Raw genomic sequence first — 14,379 nt, 5'->3', positions numbered from 1 at the left:
ACGGCAAGAAGGGCGGGCGACGGTCATGACCCAGGAAGAGCGCAGGATCTACCTCATCGAGGCGCTGCTCGCCGAGCGCGCGGACGGAGAGCACATCGCGGTGCCGGAAGGCGACGACGACCAGCGCGCCCTCCTGCGCGCGCTCACGAACGTTCGCCCGCCCGCTCCCGTGGCGCCCGAGGTGCTGTCCGTGCAGGACGCCTACCTCGCGGAGCGCCTGCGCGAGCGCGGCGGGGCCGCGGACGCGGCGGCCCTGCCGCCCGTGAACGCCGCGGACCCCACGCTCTCCCGCGTGGCGCTCTGGCGCGGGGACATCACACGCCTCGCGGCGGACGCCATCGTGAACGCCGCCAACAGCCAGATGCTCGGCTGCTTTGTCCCCGGGCACCACTGCATCGACAACGCAATCCACACCTACGCCGGCATGCAGCTGCGCCTGGACTGCGCCGGGCTCATGGCCGCGCAGGGCCGCGCGGAGCCCACGGGCCAGGTCAAGGTCACGTCCGCACACAACCTGCCGAGCCGGTACGTGTTCCACACCGTGGGGCCCATCGCGCAGAGCGGGCGTCCGACGCCGCACGACGAGGATCTTCTCGCCAGCTGCTACCGAGCATGTCTAGCGGAGGCCACGCGCCGCAGACTCCGGACGCTCGCGTTCTGCTGCATCTCCACGGGCGTCTTTGGCTTCCCGCAGGAGGAGGCGGCGCGAATCGCCGTGCGCGCCGTCCTCGACCACCTCGCAAACACCGACCACAGGCTCAAGGTGATCTTCGATGTTTTTCTCGACGCTGACCAGCGCATCTACCAGGAACTCCTCGACGGAGCTCGAGCGGCTCGCCGCCGCGCTTGACGCGGCCGACGCCGTGCTCGTGGGCGCCGGCGCCGGGCTCTCCACGGCCGCTGGACTCACGTACTCCGGCGCGCGCTTCCGCGAGCACTTCGCCGACTTCATCGAGCGCTACGGCTTCACGGACATGTACTCCGGCGGGTTCTTCCCGTTCCCGACGGAGGAGGAGCGCTGGGCCTACTGGAGCCGCTACATCAAGATCAATCGCTACGACCCGGTGCCCACCCCGCTCTACGAGCAGCTTCTTGAGCTGCTGGCCGAGAAGGACCTCTTCGTCCTCACCACCAACGTGGACCACTGCTTCCAGCGCGCGGGCCTTCCCAAGGGACGCCTCTTCTACACGCAGGGCGACTACGGCCTCTGGCAGTGCAGCGTGCCGTGCCACGCGCGCACCTACGACAACGAGGCGCGGGTTCGGCGCATGGTCGCCGAGCAGCGCGACCTGCGCGTGCCCACGGAGCTCGTGCCGCGCTGCCCGATCTGCGGCGCGCCCATGACCATGAACCTGCGCGCGGACGACACCTTCGTGGAGGACGAGGGCTGGCACGCCGCCGCAGCGCGTTACCAGGACTTCGTTCGCCGCCACCGGGGGGTCGCGACTAATCCTTCTGGAGCTTGGCGTGGGCGGCAACACCCCCGTCATCATCAAGTTCCCGTTCTGGCGCATGGCGGCCGAGAACCCGCATGCCACCTATGCCTGCGTGAACCTTGGCGAGGCATGCGCGCCGGCAGAGATCGCCGAGCGGAGCGTCCTTCTCGACGCGAGCGCGGCGGACGTGGTGGACGCGCTGCTCGGCTGACGGCGCGGCAACCCCCGGGCAATTATTGTCCGGTCCATAGCGTACGTTTGTTCTATCGAAGGAGCGGCAGAACGGAGGCACGCATGGACCGGGAGAAGAGCATTGTACTGTTTGAGTCGGCTGATGGGGCGATTGAGCTGCCGGTGAAGCTCGACCCGGAGCGAGAGGACGTCTGGCTGAGCCGCGCGCAGCTCTCGACTCTCTTTGGGCGCGACGTCAAGACCATCGGCAAGCACGTCGCCAACGCGCTGCTGGAGGAGCTCGCGGGGTCCGAGAATCGAGTTGTCGCAAAATTTGCGACAACTGCCCGCGACGGCAAGACGTACCAGGTCGAGCACTACAACCTCGACATGATCCTCTCCGTAGGCTACCGCGTGAAGTCCGCGCGCGGCGTCGAGTTCCGCCGCTGGGCCACGGACGTGCTACGTCGCTACATCGTGGCCGGCCACGCGGAGAACGAGCGACGGCTCGAGCAGCTGGGGCAGGTCGCCAAGATCATGGCGCGCGTCCCCGAGAGCCTGGAGTCCCGCCAGATCCTCGACATCGTCCAGAGCTACACCGGAGCGCTCGACCTTCTCGATGACTACGACCACCTCTGCGTGACGGCGCCCGAGGGCACGCCCTCCACACGCGCTCTCTCCTACGAGGAGTGCCGCAAGGTGATCGACTCCCTGCGCTTTGGCGGAGAGAGCACGCTCTTTGGCGTGGAGAAGGACGCCTCGTTCAAGGGCGCCGTCGGCAACGTCTTCCAGAGCTTTGACGGACATGACCTCTATCCCACGCTCGAGGAGAAGGCGGCCCACCTGCTCTACTTCGTCGTGAAGGACCACAGCTTCCTCGACGGCAACAAGCGCATCGCCGCCGCGGTCTTCCTGTACTTCCTCGACCGCAACGGGGCGCTGTTCACGCCCGCGGGCGAGAAGACCATCGACGACAGCGCACTCGTGGCCATGACGATCCTCATCGCCGAGTCAAAGCCGGAGGAGAAGGACGTGATGGTGGCACTCGTCAGGCACTTCATACGGCGGGGCTAGGGACGGACTGCGCCGACCCGCCCGCCACCGGCGAGAAACGCGTCGAGCGCGGCAAGACCCGCCGCAAGGCGCTCGGTCACGTGCTGCATGTGGCTGCCGGGGCCGAGCGCCACCTCGACCTGGCGCCCGCGTGTCCGCAGGACGTCCGCGCAGGCGGCAAGGTCCTCCTCCACGTGGCGAAACGGCAGCCCCGCGCGCTTCTCCTTCTTTCCCACCGAGAAGAACACGTAGCGCCCGGCGCAGTCCGGCGCGTTTGCGCGGAGCCAGTCGACCCAGCCCTCGTACCAGACCGAGCCCGAGAGGCAGGCGCAGGCCGCGAGCCGCGGCTCGCGCACGAACGCGTAGAGCGCAAAGAGCCCGCCGAGCGAGTAACCGCAGACGGCATGGGGCCCGGGCACCCGGCCGAGCTCCTGGGCGAGCGCAGCGAGCGTCACGTCCGCCCGTCCGCCAAAGTCCTTCTCGCCCGGGCGCAGCGCGGGGGCGGGCCACGGCGTGAGCGCATCTCCCCAGTCCGCGACCGGCACGCTCACCACGCGCGAGCGCAGCCCCTCCGCGGCCGTCGCCACGTCCATCGGATGCTCCGACGAGTCAATGACGTAGATCAAGCAACCTCCCCGTCAGTCCGCCGCCTCGTCGAGCGCGCGATACTCCGCGCTCAGCTCGAGCGCCAGCTCCTCCTTGGAGGGCAGGTGCGAGAGATACTTGGCAGCGAATATCTGCGCGTTGTCCTCGGGAAGAGTGTACTCGACGAGCGAGTCGCTCTTGTCGGTACAGAGCACGATGCCCGAACGTGGCGCGGGAGCGGAACGGCGGCAACCCTTCCGTTCCCGCGCCAGCGTGCAAAAGTGACCGTCCCCTTTGCACGGCGCCTACGCCAGCTGGGCGAGAAGGGCTGGCAGCTCGGCCATGGCACGAATGACCGCGGTGGCCCCGGCGGCGCGAAACGTCGCCGCCACGCGCTCGCAGGCGACATCCCTCTCGTCCGTGGAGAGCGCCTCGTACTCGGCCTGGGAAAGGCCCATCTCCGAGCTGCCCTCGATCACGCTAATCGAGATGACACCGGCCGCGAGGCCCTCGCGCACGTCCGAGACGGTGTCCCCCACCTTGGCAACGCGCCGCACGTCAGAGCACCCAAGGGCCTCCATGTTGCGGAAGATCATGTACGGGTACGGACGCCCGTGCCCGCCCACGGCGTCCGGCGTGACGGAGAAGTCGGGCCGATAGCCCTGCTCGGCCGCGCACGGCTCCACGATGGCCATCATCTTGTCGTTGTAGCCGGTGGTGGAGCCAATCTTCACGCCCGCGGCACGCAGCTCGGAGACGGCCTCGAGCACGTGCGGCTTGGGCGTGGCAAAGTTGTCCAAGATGGAGAGCAGCCGCTCCTCATAGGGGATGTAGAGCGCCTGGACGTCGCCCTCGTCGGGCGCGTGGCCGTGCACGCGCTCCCACTCCGCCTTGATGCGCTCGCCGGCGAGCATCGCGCGGATGTGGTCGATCTTGAGCATGCCCATCGGCGCACGCGTCTCCTCCATCGTGGGCTCCACGCCCGCCGCCCTGAACGTCTCGATGAACGCCTGCACCGGCGCGAAGCACCCGTAATCCACCGTCGTGCCCGCCCAGTCAAAAATCACAGCCTCAACCATAGAAACCCCCTCATCTCGCATCCTTGTTTCCTCGTCCACCGACCGTCGACCGCCGGCGGAGCACAGCAGTCCTCAGCGTGGTCCGCCCCGTTGTCCCGCGCGCAGTTCTTGCGCAGCAAGCTGTTTGAGCACGGGGCAATGGGGCGGACCGCCCGGGAGGACTACTTGTGCTCCGCCAGGAAGTCGGCGATCGCGTCGGTGACGTTCATGATGTCGGCCGGGTAGATCTCCCCGATGTTGCCCAGGTGGAAGGTCTCCTCGTCCGTGAGCTTGCCCGGGTAGATCACGTAGCCGCGCTCCTTGATGTAGTCGTAGAGCTCACCAAACCCAAACGTCGCGCCCTCGGGATAGAAGAACGTCGTGATGACCGGCCCCTGGTGGTGGGCAAGGTACAGCCGGAAGCCCAGGGCCTCCATGCGCTCCGTGAGCAGGCGCTGGTTCTCCGCGTAGCGGGCCGCGCGCGCCGGGATGCCACCCTCGGCCTCGAGCTCGCGCAGCGCCTGGCGGAAGGCCAGGACCACGTGCGTGGGCGAGGTGTAGCGCCACTTGCCGTCCTTCTCCATGGCCACCCACTGGTCGTAGAGGTCCATCGAGAGGCTGCGCGCCTTGCCGCGGCTGGCCTCGAGCAGGTCGCGCCGGCAGAGCACGAACGAGAAGCCCGGCACGCCCTGGACGCCCTTGTTGGCGCTCGAGACCAAAAAGTCGATGTGCCAGTCCTGGACGGGGATGTCAACGCAGGCAAAGCTCGACATGGCGTCCACCATGAAGACCTTGCCGCGCTCGTGGCAGAGCGCGCCCACGGACTCGACGTCGTTCATGAGGCCGGAGGTGGTCTCGGAGTGGGCCATCATCACGTGCGTGATGGCCGGGTCGGCGTCAAGCGCCGCCGCGACCTTCTCGACCTGCGGAATCTGGTCATAGGGCTCGGCGTAGACCGCGTGCGGCACGCGCGCGTGGCGGCAGATCTCCACCATGCGCTCGCCATAGGCGCCGTTGGAGCACACGAGGACCTTCTCGTCGTCTCCCACCACGCCCGTGAGCACGGCCTCGTCGCCAAAGGCGCCGGAGCCCTGCATCAGCACGGCGGTATAGGCCGCAGGGTCGCAGTGGCCCAGGCGCACCAGCTCCGCGCGAATCTCCTGCGTGATGGCTTTGTAGTCGTCGTCCCACGTGCAGTGGTCAAAGAGCATCTGCTCCTTCACCGTCATGGTGGTGGTAAGCGGGCCGGGGGTGAGCAGCTTGTAGGTGTTCATGGCTTCCTTTCTTGAGATCGTCCGGCAAGAGGAACCCGCGGTGGGTCCTGGCCACGCCGCGCAGCATGCATTCTGCGCGAGGTTCTTCTCGCCATCTGGCGTTCTATTGGCCGCACGGCGCAGAATGCATGCTGCGGGTGACCCGTGCGGCCGGGCTACGCGGCGGCGCGCTTGGCGGCCTCCGACAGCTCCTGGTGGCGATCGAGCAGCCCGACGGTCAGCGGCTCGGGGAACTCACGCTGGTCGGCAGGGGTGTTGTCGGCCGGAACCTCGCCTTCGTAGAGCGTCTTGGCGTAGGTCTGCATGAGCTCGGCGCGCCCGCCGTCGATGATCGCGGCGGCCATCTCCTGCGCGAGCGGGTTGGTGGCGCCGCCCTTGTCGACCACCGCCACGGACTCCGTGAGCGAGTAGGTGCCCTCGGCCGGGTCCACGACCTCGATGGGCAGGCCCTCCGCCTTGTCCGCGAGCGCCTGGTGGCGCAGGCCAAAGCCGATGGCCACCTCGCCGGCGCGCACGTTCTTGATGGGCGCGGAGCCGGACTGCGAGAGGTACGGGCCGGCGTTGCGGTAGATCCCGGTGAGGATCTCCTGCGCCTCGGCCTCGCCGTAGGCGTCGACGAGCGCCTGGATGAGGAGCCAGGCCGTGGAGGACCCGGTGATGTCCGGCAGGGAGACCATGCCCTCGTAGACCGGGTCGGCAAGGTCGCGCAGGCTCGTGGGCACGGGCAGGCCCTCGCTCGCCAGCACCTCGGTGTTGTAGAAGATCGCGCCCTCCTGGGCCTGCGCCGGCGCGCGCCACGCGGGCGTCATCTCGTCGAGCGGGACCGCCTCCACGTCGGTGAGCTCCGCGAACATGGCGTTTTGGTCCTCGGCGCTGTCCACGTAGCAGGAGGACATCGTGATCACGTCCGCCTCGAGGTTGGTGCCCTCGGCCAGGAGCTTGCCGCCGAGCTCGCTCGTGCCGAAGCTCTGGATCACGTACTGGCCCTCGTAGCCGGCGGCGTCGAGCGCGTTGCGGTAGGCGGCGAGCGCCTCCTCGTCCGCGTTGCTCGCAATGACCACCTGGCCTTCGGCCGGAGCCGCCGCCTCGCCCTCGCCGGGTCGGGTGAGGCCCGCGAAGGTTGTCACGGCGAGCACGGCCACCACCACGACGCCCGCCACGACCAGGCCGCGGTTGTTGGGCGGCTCGGGCTGGCCGAGCAGCCCCTGCGCGAGCGACTGGTCGGAGCGTCCGGTGTCGCGCATGCGGATGGACTTGCGCGCGGTGCGCGCGGAGCGGTCTCGCGTGAGCAGGGCGATGAGGCCCTTCACGGCGAGGTTGATCACGAGGATGCCGAGCGAGAGCGCAAAGATGCTGTCGAACTCCGCCAGGTGCTGGAGCGAGGAGATCTTGGTCGTGATGACCATCGTGTGGGCGCCCGTGAGGAAGACCACGGCGGAGATCGTGACCATGGCGCTCACGAAGTAGTAACCAAAGACCTGGAGGATCGTGGGCCAGGCGTTGGGCGTGACCACGCGCACGATGGTCTTCCACCAGGAGTCGCCCATGAGCTTGGCCGTGGTCTCCCAGCTGGCGTTCATCTTGGTGAGGGAGTCCTTCATCATCTGATACGGCGTGGCAAAGTAGTGGACCACGTTGCAGACGATGAGGATCACGAAGGTGCCCTGGATCGGCGTGCCCGAGAACGCGAACAGAAACGCGATGCCGAGCACCATGCCCGGCACGACGTTGATGGCGCCGGAGACCGAGTCCACGATCCGCTTGGAAACCGGAGAGAGGTTGAAACGCGCCGTGACGAGCGCCGCCGCGTAGGCGAGCGCACAGCCCAGAAGCGCCGTGAGCACGGCCACAATGAGCGAGTTGGAGAGCGTGCTCGCGAGGTCGGGGTCGGTGAAGACAGCAGCCACGTGGTCGAGCGTGAAGTTGGGCCGGTAGGGCACATCTCGATGAACGGCACGATCAGGATGACGAGGAACACGGAGAGCACACCCACGATCACGGCCACCGAGAGGCCGCCCGCCACGCCATCGCGCACGCGGCTCTTCTCGAGCTCCACGGGCGTGACCTTGTTGTAGCGGATGGCAAAGCGCTCGAGCACCGCCATGAGGATGATGCTCGCCACGGACGGGATGAGCATCACGACGGCGATGACCGCGCCCTTGTTGAAGTCCGGCAGCGCGCCGAGCATCTGGTTGTAGAGCTCGAGGGCCACCACGTCGTACTGGCCACCCACCGAGGTAGGGATGCCATAGTCGGTGAACGCGAGGAAGAAGCTCTGGACAAAGGCGACGCAGAGCGCGCCGGCGAGCGGGCGGAGCACCGTGCTCACGAACGTCTGGAGCGGCGAGTCGCCCATGACGCGGCTCACGATCATGAAGCGCTTGTCGATGAAGCGGAGGCTGTTGTCCACCAGCAGAAACGCAGTAGGCAGCGTGTAGATCACGTAGCCCAGGAGAAGGCCGTTGAAGTCGTAGATGTCGAAGAGCTGAAATCCCAGGAGGCGCGTGAGCAGGCCCGTGCGGCCAAAGGTGTAGATGATCGCAAAGCCGTAGGTGATCGTGGGCAGCAGCATCGGCAGCTGCGCGAGGAGCCCGATGGCGCGCTTGAGCAGGGGCGGCACATTCGTGCAGTTGATGGTGTAGGAGAGCAGAAACGCCAGCGCCACGGAGACCAGCGCGGCGGCAGCGGAGACCACGAAGCTGTTGGCGATGGACTGCAGGAACTCCGGACGCCCCAGGACCTCGGCAAAGTTGGCGGCGGTGAGCCCGCCGTCCGCCGTGGTGACGGAGCGCACCAGCACGAGCACCATCGGGATGGCGAGAAACGCGACAAAGATGGCAGCGATGACCACGAAGATGGCGCGGAGCTCCTTTTCCTGGAGCGTCCTTCTCGGACTGGCGGCCGCGAGGGTGGAGAATTACCCGCCTTCCGCATTTCGATTGCATGGCAAAGAGCCGTATGGACACCGCACGACGCGGGCGCCGCGCGGGGGTGTTCGGTTTTTTGTCATGCCGCGGGAAGACGCGTTGCATGCGACGCCGGGACGGCATCGATGAGTGGCGGGAGACACGGCGGGCCGCGCGAGTCTCCACGCGCGACCGAGAAGGGATTCTATGAGGCGTTTTTCAGCCGTCGGGAAGGTCTTCGTAAGGGCTCCGTCAGAGGGCGGTCACGTTTCCGCCTGAGCCGCAATGGCCCGCGCCCCGCCGTGACGGCCTTGGACGCGCGCCCGCGACGACCGCTGGCCGCGCGGGCCCTCCGTCTGGAGCGGCTTTTATCGCCCCGGCGGCACATAATTTGAATACTAATATTTGGTACGGCGCAGGTACTTGCCAGGGCCCTATAAAAACACCTACAACCGTCACCACCGGATTACGTCAACTGGTGTTTTGCGAAACTCGATGCCGATTGTAGGTGTTTTTTCCAATCCTTCCGAGGTATCAGACGACCAACCCCAGACACGCTAAGGGATGCCCGCACCTTACGTGCCCCCGGCGCCAGAAAAGTCGCAGCTTCAAGTCCACAACCGGCCATTCGGGGGTATTCTTACTAGTGACGTTGTGTCACTAAAGAGAAAGGACCCCCATGAGCACTCTGGTAGCGTACTTCTCCGCCTCCGGCACCACGAAGCGCGCGGCAAAGGCCCTCGCGGAGGCGACGGGCGCCGACCTCTTTGAGATCACGCCCGAGCGGCCCTATACGCCCGCGGACCTCGACTGGAACAACGGGGGCAGCCGCAGCTCGCGCGAGATGGCGGACGAGGGCAGCCGCCCCGCCATCATCGGCCGCGTGGACAACATGGACGCCTATGACACCGTCTTCGTGGGCTTTCCCATCTGGTGGTACGTGGAGCCGCGCATCATCGACACCTTCCTCGAGTCCGAGGCCCACGACCTTGCCGGCAAGACCGTTGTCCCGTTTGCCACGAGCGGCGGCAGCGGCCTCGGGCGTGCGCCGGAGCGCATGGCCGCGCTCGTGCCGGAAGCCACGGTCCTCGAGGGCCGGCTGCTCAACGGCCGCCTGGACGCAGACGAGCTGCGCGCGTGGGCGGAGGGCATCGCACGCTAGGCGGCAGGAAGCCCGGATGGTTGCCCAGCCCTGCACAAACAGGTACAACTGTTGGCTAGGGAAGGGCGGGTCATGGTAAGAATCGGAATCGTAGACGACGAGGCGGCGGCCCGTCAGAAGCTCGAGGCGGCCGTTGAGCGCTTTGGCATGCAAAACGACCTGGAGCTCTGGGTTCGCACCTACTCCAGCGCCGGGGCCTACCTCGCCGACAAGGACAGTCAGTTTGACATTCTCTACCTGGACATCGACATGCCGGGGATGTCGGGCATGGAGCTCGCCGCGGCCATCCGCCAGACCAACTCGAGCCTCGTCATCATCTTCTGCACCAACCTCCAACAGTTTGCCGTCAACGGCTATGAGGTCTCTGCGCTGGGCTTTCTCGTGAAGCCCGTCGAGTGGTACCCGTTCAAGCTCTACCTGGAGCGGGCGCTCAAGGCCATTGCCGCACGGGCCCGCCTGCGCGAGCGCCCGGGCAAGCGCATCATCGTCAAGGACGGGGCCTCGTCACGCGTGGTCGACGTGGGCGGCCTGGCCTGCGTCGAGGTCCGCAAGCACAACCTCATCTACACCGTGCTCGACCGAGCCACCGGCCGGGAGACCACCCTTCAGTCGCGTGGCTCGATGCGCGACCTCGCCACCGAGCTGGCGCCCCACGGATTTGCCCGCTGCTCGGCCAGCTTCCTCGTCAACCTGAGCTTCGTGACCGCGATCAGCGGCTCGGACGTATACGTCGGCGAGCGCGTCCTGCCCATTGGCCGCACGTATCGCGACTCCTTCAAGCGCGAGTTCGCCCGCCGCCTTGCCACGCAGGACTGGGAGGCGCCGTGCCCGTAATCGACGCCCTTGGCGACTTCGTCTTCTCCAACCAGGTCATGCTTGGCCTTCTCGTGGGTGCCTGCCTGTTCTCTCCCTGGGACTCCCGTCGCGACCACTTTGCGGCGCGGGCCGCCCTGGGCGCCGCGGCCCTGCTTGCCCTCTCAGAGCTCCTCTACATGACGGCCATGCCTTCGATTCTCAACCTCATCTCCTTTGTGGCGCTCGTCTTGCTATGGGTCCTCCTGTGCTTTGACTGCTCGGTCGTGCACGCGGTCTTCACGGCAACCTGCGCCTACACCGTTCAGCACATCACGAGCAAGCTCGCCTACATGGCGCTGATACCTCTCGCCATGAGGTGCCCGGCCATTCCGTCCTGGCTTGCCCTCGTTTTTCTCGCCACGTTCAACGTCCTTGTGTGCATACCCATCTACCTCAATTTCACGCGAAGCCTCCTCAGGGACGTCCAGCTCATGTTCAACAGCGTGCGCACGGTCCTCTTTTCTGCGTTCTTCCTGGTGGTGGCCGTGTTTTTGAGCTCCATCCTAGAGGGCAACCTCGACACCGGGGCGCCCACCTATCTCTCCAGCTACCTCTCGCTGGGCGCCTTCTGCGTGCTTTTTGCGGTAACCATCCTCTCCCTCGAAATCACCAACTGCGGAGTCAAGCGCCTTGAGGCGGAAAACGGCGTCCTCGAGCGCCTGCTCGAGAAGGACCGCCTGCAGTACGAGCGCGCAAAGGAGGACATGGAAAAGATCAACATCCGCTACCACGACCTCAAGCAGCAGTACTCGCGCGTATCCGCCGAGGAGCGCGCCAACCTGGAGAGCGAGATGAGGAGCCTCAATCTTCGCTACTTCACCGGCAACAAGGCGCTCGACATCGTGATTACGCAGAAGGCCTCGCTGTGCGCGCAGAAGGATGTGCAACTCATCTGCTCCGCAGACGGAGAGGCGCTCGGCTCGATGAAGAGCTACCACATCTACTCGCTCTTCGGCAACGCGATTGACAACGCCATCGAGTGCCTGGAGCAGGTGGCGGACCGCTCGCGCCGCACGATCAGCGTGAGCGTCACGCGCTCGGGCGACATGGCGGTCATCCGCTTTGAGAACTACACGCCCACCAAGCCAGTGGTGGAGAAGGGCTCGCTCGTAACCACCAAGGAGGACTCGGAGTCCCACGGCTACGGCATGAGAAGCATAAAGGGCATCGCCGAGAAGTACGGCGGCACCGCGGAGTTCTTCGTGCGCGACCACGTCTTCTACCTCGTGGTCGCCCTTCCCATCGCGCGCCTGGGCTGACGGGGCGGTCCGCCCCTGCCGCGCTTCTGCGATTTGGGTCGCGTTTTGCGACGATTGTGCCCGCTTCGTTGACCCTCCACAGCCCTGAAAAATAACGTGGCCTCATCGGGGCGCCCTCCCGCGCGCGGTGCACAGCGCGCGAGCGGCGCGGCTCACCATGAATCAGGGAAAGGGAGGTCACATGACAGAACCAAAAGCGCCCAGGAACGTCACCAGGCGCTGGCTCGGCGCCGCAGGTGCCGGCGCGCTGCTCACGAGCCTTGCCGCGTCGGCATCGACCGTCGCCTTCCAGCAGGAGGGCGAGATCAACCACGCGCTGGGCGTGAGCGAGGCCGGCACGGGCTATGGCGGCACCGAGTTCACCGCCGACGGCACGCTCTCCGACGAGGGCTTCAACGCCTACATAACCGCCGCGTACCAGTTCTGCGAGCGAGAGGAGGAAGAGGGAAGCGTCCTTCTGTATAACAAGGACAACGCACTGCCCCTCGCCGAGTCCGAGCGCAACGTCACGGCCTTCGGCCGCGGCAGCATCGATCCCGTCTTCCGCAGCACCGCGGGCGGCTCCTCCACCAACCTCGACTTCCAGAAGACCCCGGTCGACGCCCTGCGCGCCGCGGGCTTCAACGTCAACGAGACGCTCCTCGACGCCTACGCCAACGCCTCCGCGCCGGCGGACCGTACCGTAAGCAACGTGGGCGAGTACGACGCCTCCGTTCTCTCCGACGACGTCAGGGGGTCCTTCGCAGGCTACGGCGACGTGGCGTTTGTCACCCTCTCGCGCTTTGCGACCGAGGGGCAGGACCTCGCGATGACCAACGAGGCCGGCAAGCGCATGCTTGAGCTCGACGACAACGAGAAGGCCATCTTCGAGGCCATCAGGGGGTCCGGCGCCTTCTCCAAGACGGTCGTTCTCCTCAATAGCGTCTTTGCCTTCGAGCTAGGCTGGCTCGAGGACTACGACGTGGACGCCGTGCTCTGGGTGGGCAACCCCGGCTTCTACGGCATGCCCGGCGCCGTGCGCGTGCTCACCGGCGAGGTCAACCCGTCCGGCCACACCCAGGCAACCTTCGTGGCCAACTCGCTCTCCGCCCCGTCCGCAGAGAACTTCGGCCTGCATCAGTTCAACTACGGCTCCAAGGCCCCGCGCGCCGCAGGCGACGTCTTCGTCTCCTACAACGAGGGCATCTACGTGGGCTATCGCTACTACGAAACCCGCTACGAGGACTGCATCCTGGGCCAGGGCAACGCCAGCTCCAAGGCGGGCGTCAAGGCCTCCGCAGACGGCTGGAACTACGCCGAGGAGGTCTGCTTCCCGTTTGGCTTTGGCCTCTCCTACACCACCTACGAGTACACGCTCGACGACGTGACCTACAACGCCGGAACGGACACCTTCACGGCCACCGCCACCGTCTCCAACACGGGCGATGTTGACGGCAAGGCGAGCGTCCAGCTCTACGTGCAGTCCCCCTACACGGACTACGACAAGGCCAACGGCGTGGAGAAGTCCGCAATCCAGCTTCTTGCGTACGACAAGGTCGACGTGGCCGCGGGCGACTCACAGACCGTGCAGCTGGAGGTTCCGGGCTACCTGCTGGCCTCCTACGACTCAAAGACCGCCAAGGGCTACATCCTCGATGCCGGCGACTACTACTTCGCCGTGGGCAACGGCGCGCACGAGGCCCTGAACAACGTCCTCGCGCTCAAGTGCGGCACCGAGGTCGCGGGCAAACTCTTTGACCACAACGGCCAGACCGTCGAGGGCAGCACCGACGCAGCCAAGGTCTGGGTCTCCGAGAACACCGAGACCGATGCCGAGAAGTACCGTCAGTCCCCCTACAACGCCGAAGCCGAGGTCACCAACATCTTCGACGACGCGGACATCAACTACTGGGTGAACGACGACGAGAAGATCACCTACCTCAGCCGCTCCGACTGGGAGGGCACCTACCCCGTCAACGTTGCCACGCTGACCGTCAACGACGCCATGTACGATGGCCTTGACATGCAGTTCTACGAGAAGGCCGCCGACGCCAAGAGCGTCAGCGACTTCCAGCTGGGCGTGGAGCTCGACCAGAAGATCAACTTCCTCGACATGAAGGGCGTCGAGCTCGACGATCCCAAGTGGGACGACTTCCTCTCCCAGCTCACGATGGACGATCTCCTGATCAACATGGGCGACTCCAAGGGCATCAAGACCGTCAAGGCAGTCAACAAGCCCGGCTGCACCATCGTCGACGGCCCCGAGGGCATGAACGGTCAGTTCAAGTACGGTGACCGCCGCAATTGCACCGGATGGGCCACGCTCTCCATCGTGGCGGCCACCTGGAACCCGGAGCTCCAGTACCGCTTTGGCCAGATGTACGGCGAGGACGCGCTCTACGCCTCCATCCCCATCGCCTACGCGCCGGCCACCGACATCCTGCGCTCGCCGTACTCCGGTCGCACCTCCGAGTACTTCTCCGAGGACCCGATGGTGGGCTACTGGGCGTCCAAGAACGTCATCTCCGGCATGGGGACCAAGGGCCTCATCGGCACCATCAAGCACTTCTTCCTCAACGAGCAGGAGGCCGGACGCCAGGGCATCGCCACCTTTGCCAACGAGCAGTCCATCCGCGAGATC

General features: G+C 66.3%; 12 protein-coding genes. 6 read left to right on the top strand and 6 right to left on the bottom strand.

The features are described from left to right. Nucleotides 1-25 precede the first annotated feature (25 nt). Together H6A23_RS01625 and rhuM are read left to right on the top strand one after the other, a co-directional pair. Nucleotides 26-850 carry a protein-ADP-ribose hydrolase gene (locus H6A23_RS01625; RefSeq protein ID WP_204830461.1) on the top strand — a complete coding sequence of 275 codons (825 nt, stop codon included), beginning with the start codon at nucleotides 26-28 and terminating at the stop codon, nucleotides 848-850. After that, entirely contained in the window at nucleotides 774-2,681 is a 1,908-nt protein-coding gene (gene rhuM / locus H6A23_RS11390) for a RhuM family protein (protein WP_286165742.1), read from the top strand. Before H6A23_RS01625 ends, rhuM begins: the two co-directional genes overlap by 77 nt. Here the strand turns inward: rhuM and H6A23_RS01610 are convergent. The 6 genes from H6A23_RS01610 to H6A23_RS11375 all read right to left on the bottom strand — a co-directional run bounded on the left by H6A23_RS01610 (nucleotide 2,678) and on the right by H6A23_RS11375 (nucleotide 8,428). Continuing rightward, entirely contained in the window at nucleotides 2,678-3,286 is a 609-nt protein-coding gene (locus H6A23_RS01610; protein ID WP_204830459.1) for an alpha/beta hydrolase, read from the bottom strand. The two genes, rhuM and H6A23_RS01610, sit on opposite strands and share 4 nt — an antisense overlap. A gap of 12 nt (nucleotides 3,287-3,298) precedes the next feature. Then, nucleotides 3,299-3,460 (bottom strand): hypothetical protein, encoded by a 162-nt coding sequence (locus tag H6A23_RS01605; RefSeq protein WP_286165741.1) that lies wholly within the window; start codon nucleotides 3,458-3,460, stop codon nucleotides 3,299-3,301. Between the two features lie 90 nt (nucleotides 3,461-3,550). Further along, nucleotides 3,551-4,324, bottom strand: coding sequence for a phosphonoacetaldehyde hydrolase (gene phnX, locus H6A23_RS01600; RefSeq protein ID WP_204830458.1), 774 nt, complete (start codon nucleotides 4,322-4,324; stop codon nucleotides 3,551-3,553). A 161-nt stretch (nucleotides 4,325-4,485) separates the two neighbouring features. Further along, on the bottom strand, nucleotides 4,486-5,577 hold the full coding sequence (locus H6A23_RS01595; protein ID WP_204830457.1) for a 2-aminoethylphosphonate--pyruvate transaminase: 1,092 nt from the start codon (nucleotides 5,575-5,577) through the stop codon (nucleotides 4,486-4,488). Nucleotides 5,578-5,732: 155 nt separating this feature from the next. Then, complete coding sequence (locus H6A23_RS11385; RefSeq protein ID WP_353652997.1) at nucleotides 5,733-7,331, bottom strand: extracellular solute-binding protein; 1,599 nt, start codon at nucleotides 7,329-7,331, stop codon at nucleotides 5,733-5,735. Continuing rightward, nucleotides 7,229-8,428 (bottom strand): ABC transporter permease subunit, encoded by a 1,200-nt coding sequence (locus tag H6A23_RS11375; protein ID WP_353652989.1) that lies wholly within the window; start codon nucleotides 8,426-8,428, stop codon nucleotides 7,229-7,231. The genes H6A23_RS11385 and H6A23_RS11375 overlap by 103 nt, the downstream gene beginning before the upstream one ends. Nucleotides 8,429-9,162: 734 nt before the next feature. Between H6A23_RS11375 and H6A23_RS01585 the strand changes: the two genes are divergently transcribed. The 4 genes from H6A23_RS01585 to H6A23_RS01570 form a co-directional block, all read left to right on the top strand. Beyond that, the gene (locus H6A23_RS01585; RefSeq protein WP_204830455.1) at nucleotides 9,163-9,645 is read left to right on the top strand and encodes a flavodoxin; all 483 of its coding nucleotides are present in this window, start codon (nucleotides 9,163-9,165) and stop codon (nucleotides 9,643-9,645) included. 72 nt (nucleotides 9,646-9,717) lie between these two features. After that, nucleotides 9,718-10,479 (top strand): LytR/AlgR family response regulator transcription factor, encoded by a 762-nt coding sequence (locus H6A23_RS01580; protein WP_204830454.1) that lies wholly within the window; start codon nucleotides 9,718-9,720, stop codon nucleotides 10,477-10,479. Beyond that, on the top strand, nucleotides 10,470-11,759 hold the full coding sequence (locus H6A23_RS11630) for an ATP-binding protein (protein ID WP_204830453.1): 1,290 nt from the start codon (nucleotides 10,470-10,472) through the stop codon (nucleotides 11,757-11,759). The genes H6A23_RS01580 and H6A23_RS11630 overlap by 10 nt, the downstream gene beginning before the upstream one ends. A gap of 181 nt (nucleotides 11,760-11,940) precedes the next feature. Beyond that, the coding region (locus tag H6A23_RS01570) for a glycoside hydrolase family 3 protein (protein ID WP_204830452.1) at nucleotides 11,941-14,379 on the top strand (2,439 nt) is incomplete at its 3' end.

Source organism: Olsenella uli, assembly GCF_016900775.1.
Classification (GTDB): domain Bacteria; phylum Actinomycetota; class Coriobacteriia; order Coriobacteriales; family Atopobiaceae; genus Thermophilibacter; species Thermophilibacter uli_A.
The sequence above is the reverse complement of the archived record's forward strand: the minus strand, read 5'-3'. Positions and strand labels throughout refer to the sequence as shown.

Bases quoted from the DNA above. Each gene is read 5' to 3' on its own strand.
- H6A23_RS01580 (WP_204830454.1), top strand. From the start codon at position 9,718: ATGGTAAGAATCGGAATCGTAGACGACGAGGCGGCGGCCCGTCAGAAG.
- H6A23_RS01625 (WP_204830461.1), top strand. From the start codon at position 26: ATGACCCAGGAAGAGCGCAGGATCTACCTCATCGAGGCGCTGCTCGCC.
- H6A23_RS01595 (WP_204830457.1), bottom strand. From the start codon at position 5,577: ATGAACACCTACAAGCTGCTCACCCCCGGCCCGCTTACCACCACCATG.
- rhuM (WP_286165742.1), top strand. From the start codon at position 774: ATGTTTTTCTCGACGCTGACCAGCGCATCTACCAGGAACTCCTCGACG.
- phnX (WP_204830458.1), bottom strand. From the start codon at position 4,324: ATGGTTGAGGCTGTGATTTTTGACTGGGCGGGCACGACGGTGGATTAC.
- H6A23_RS01585 (WP_204830455.1), top strand. From the start codon at position 9,163: ATGAGCACTCTGGTAGCGTACTTCTCCGCCTCCGGCACCACGAAGCGC.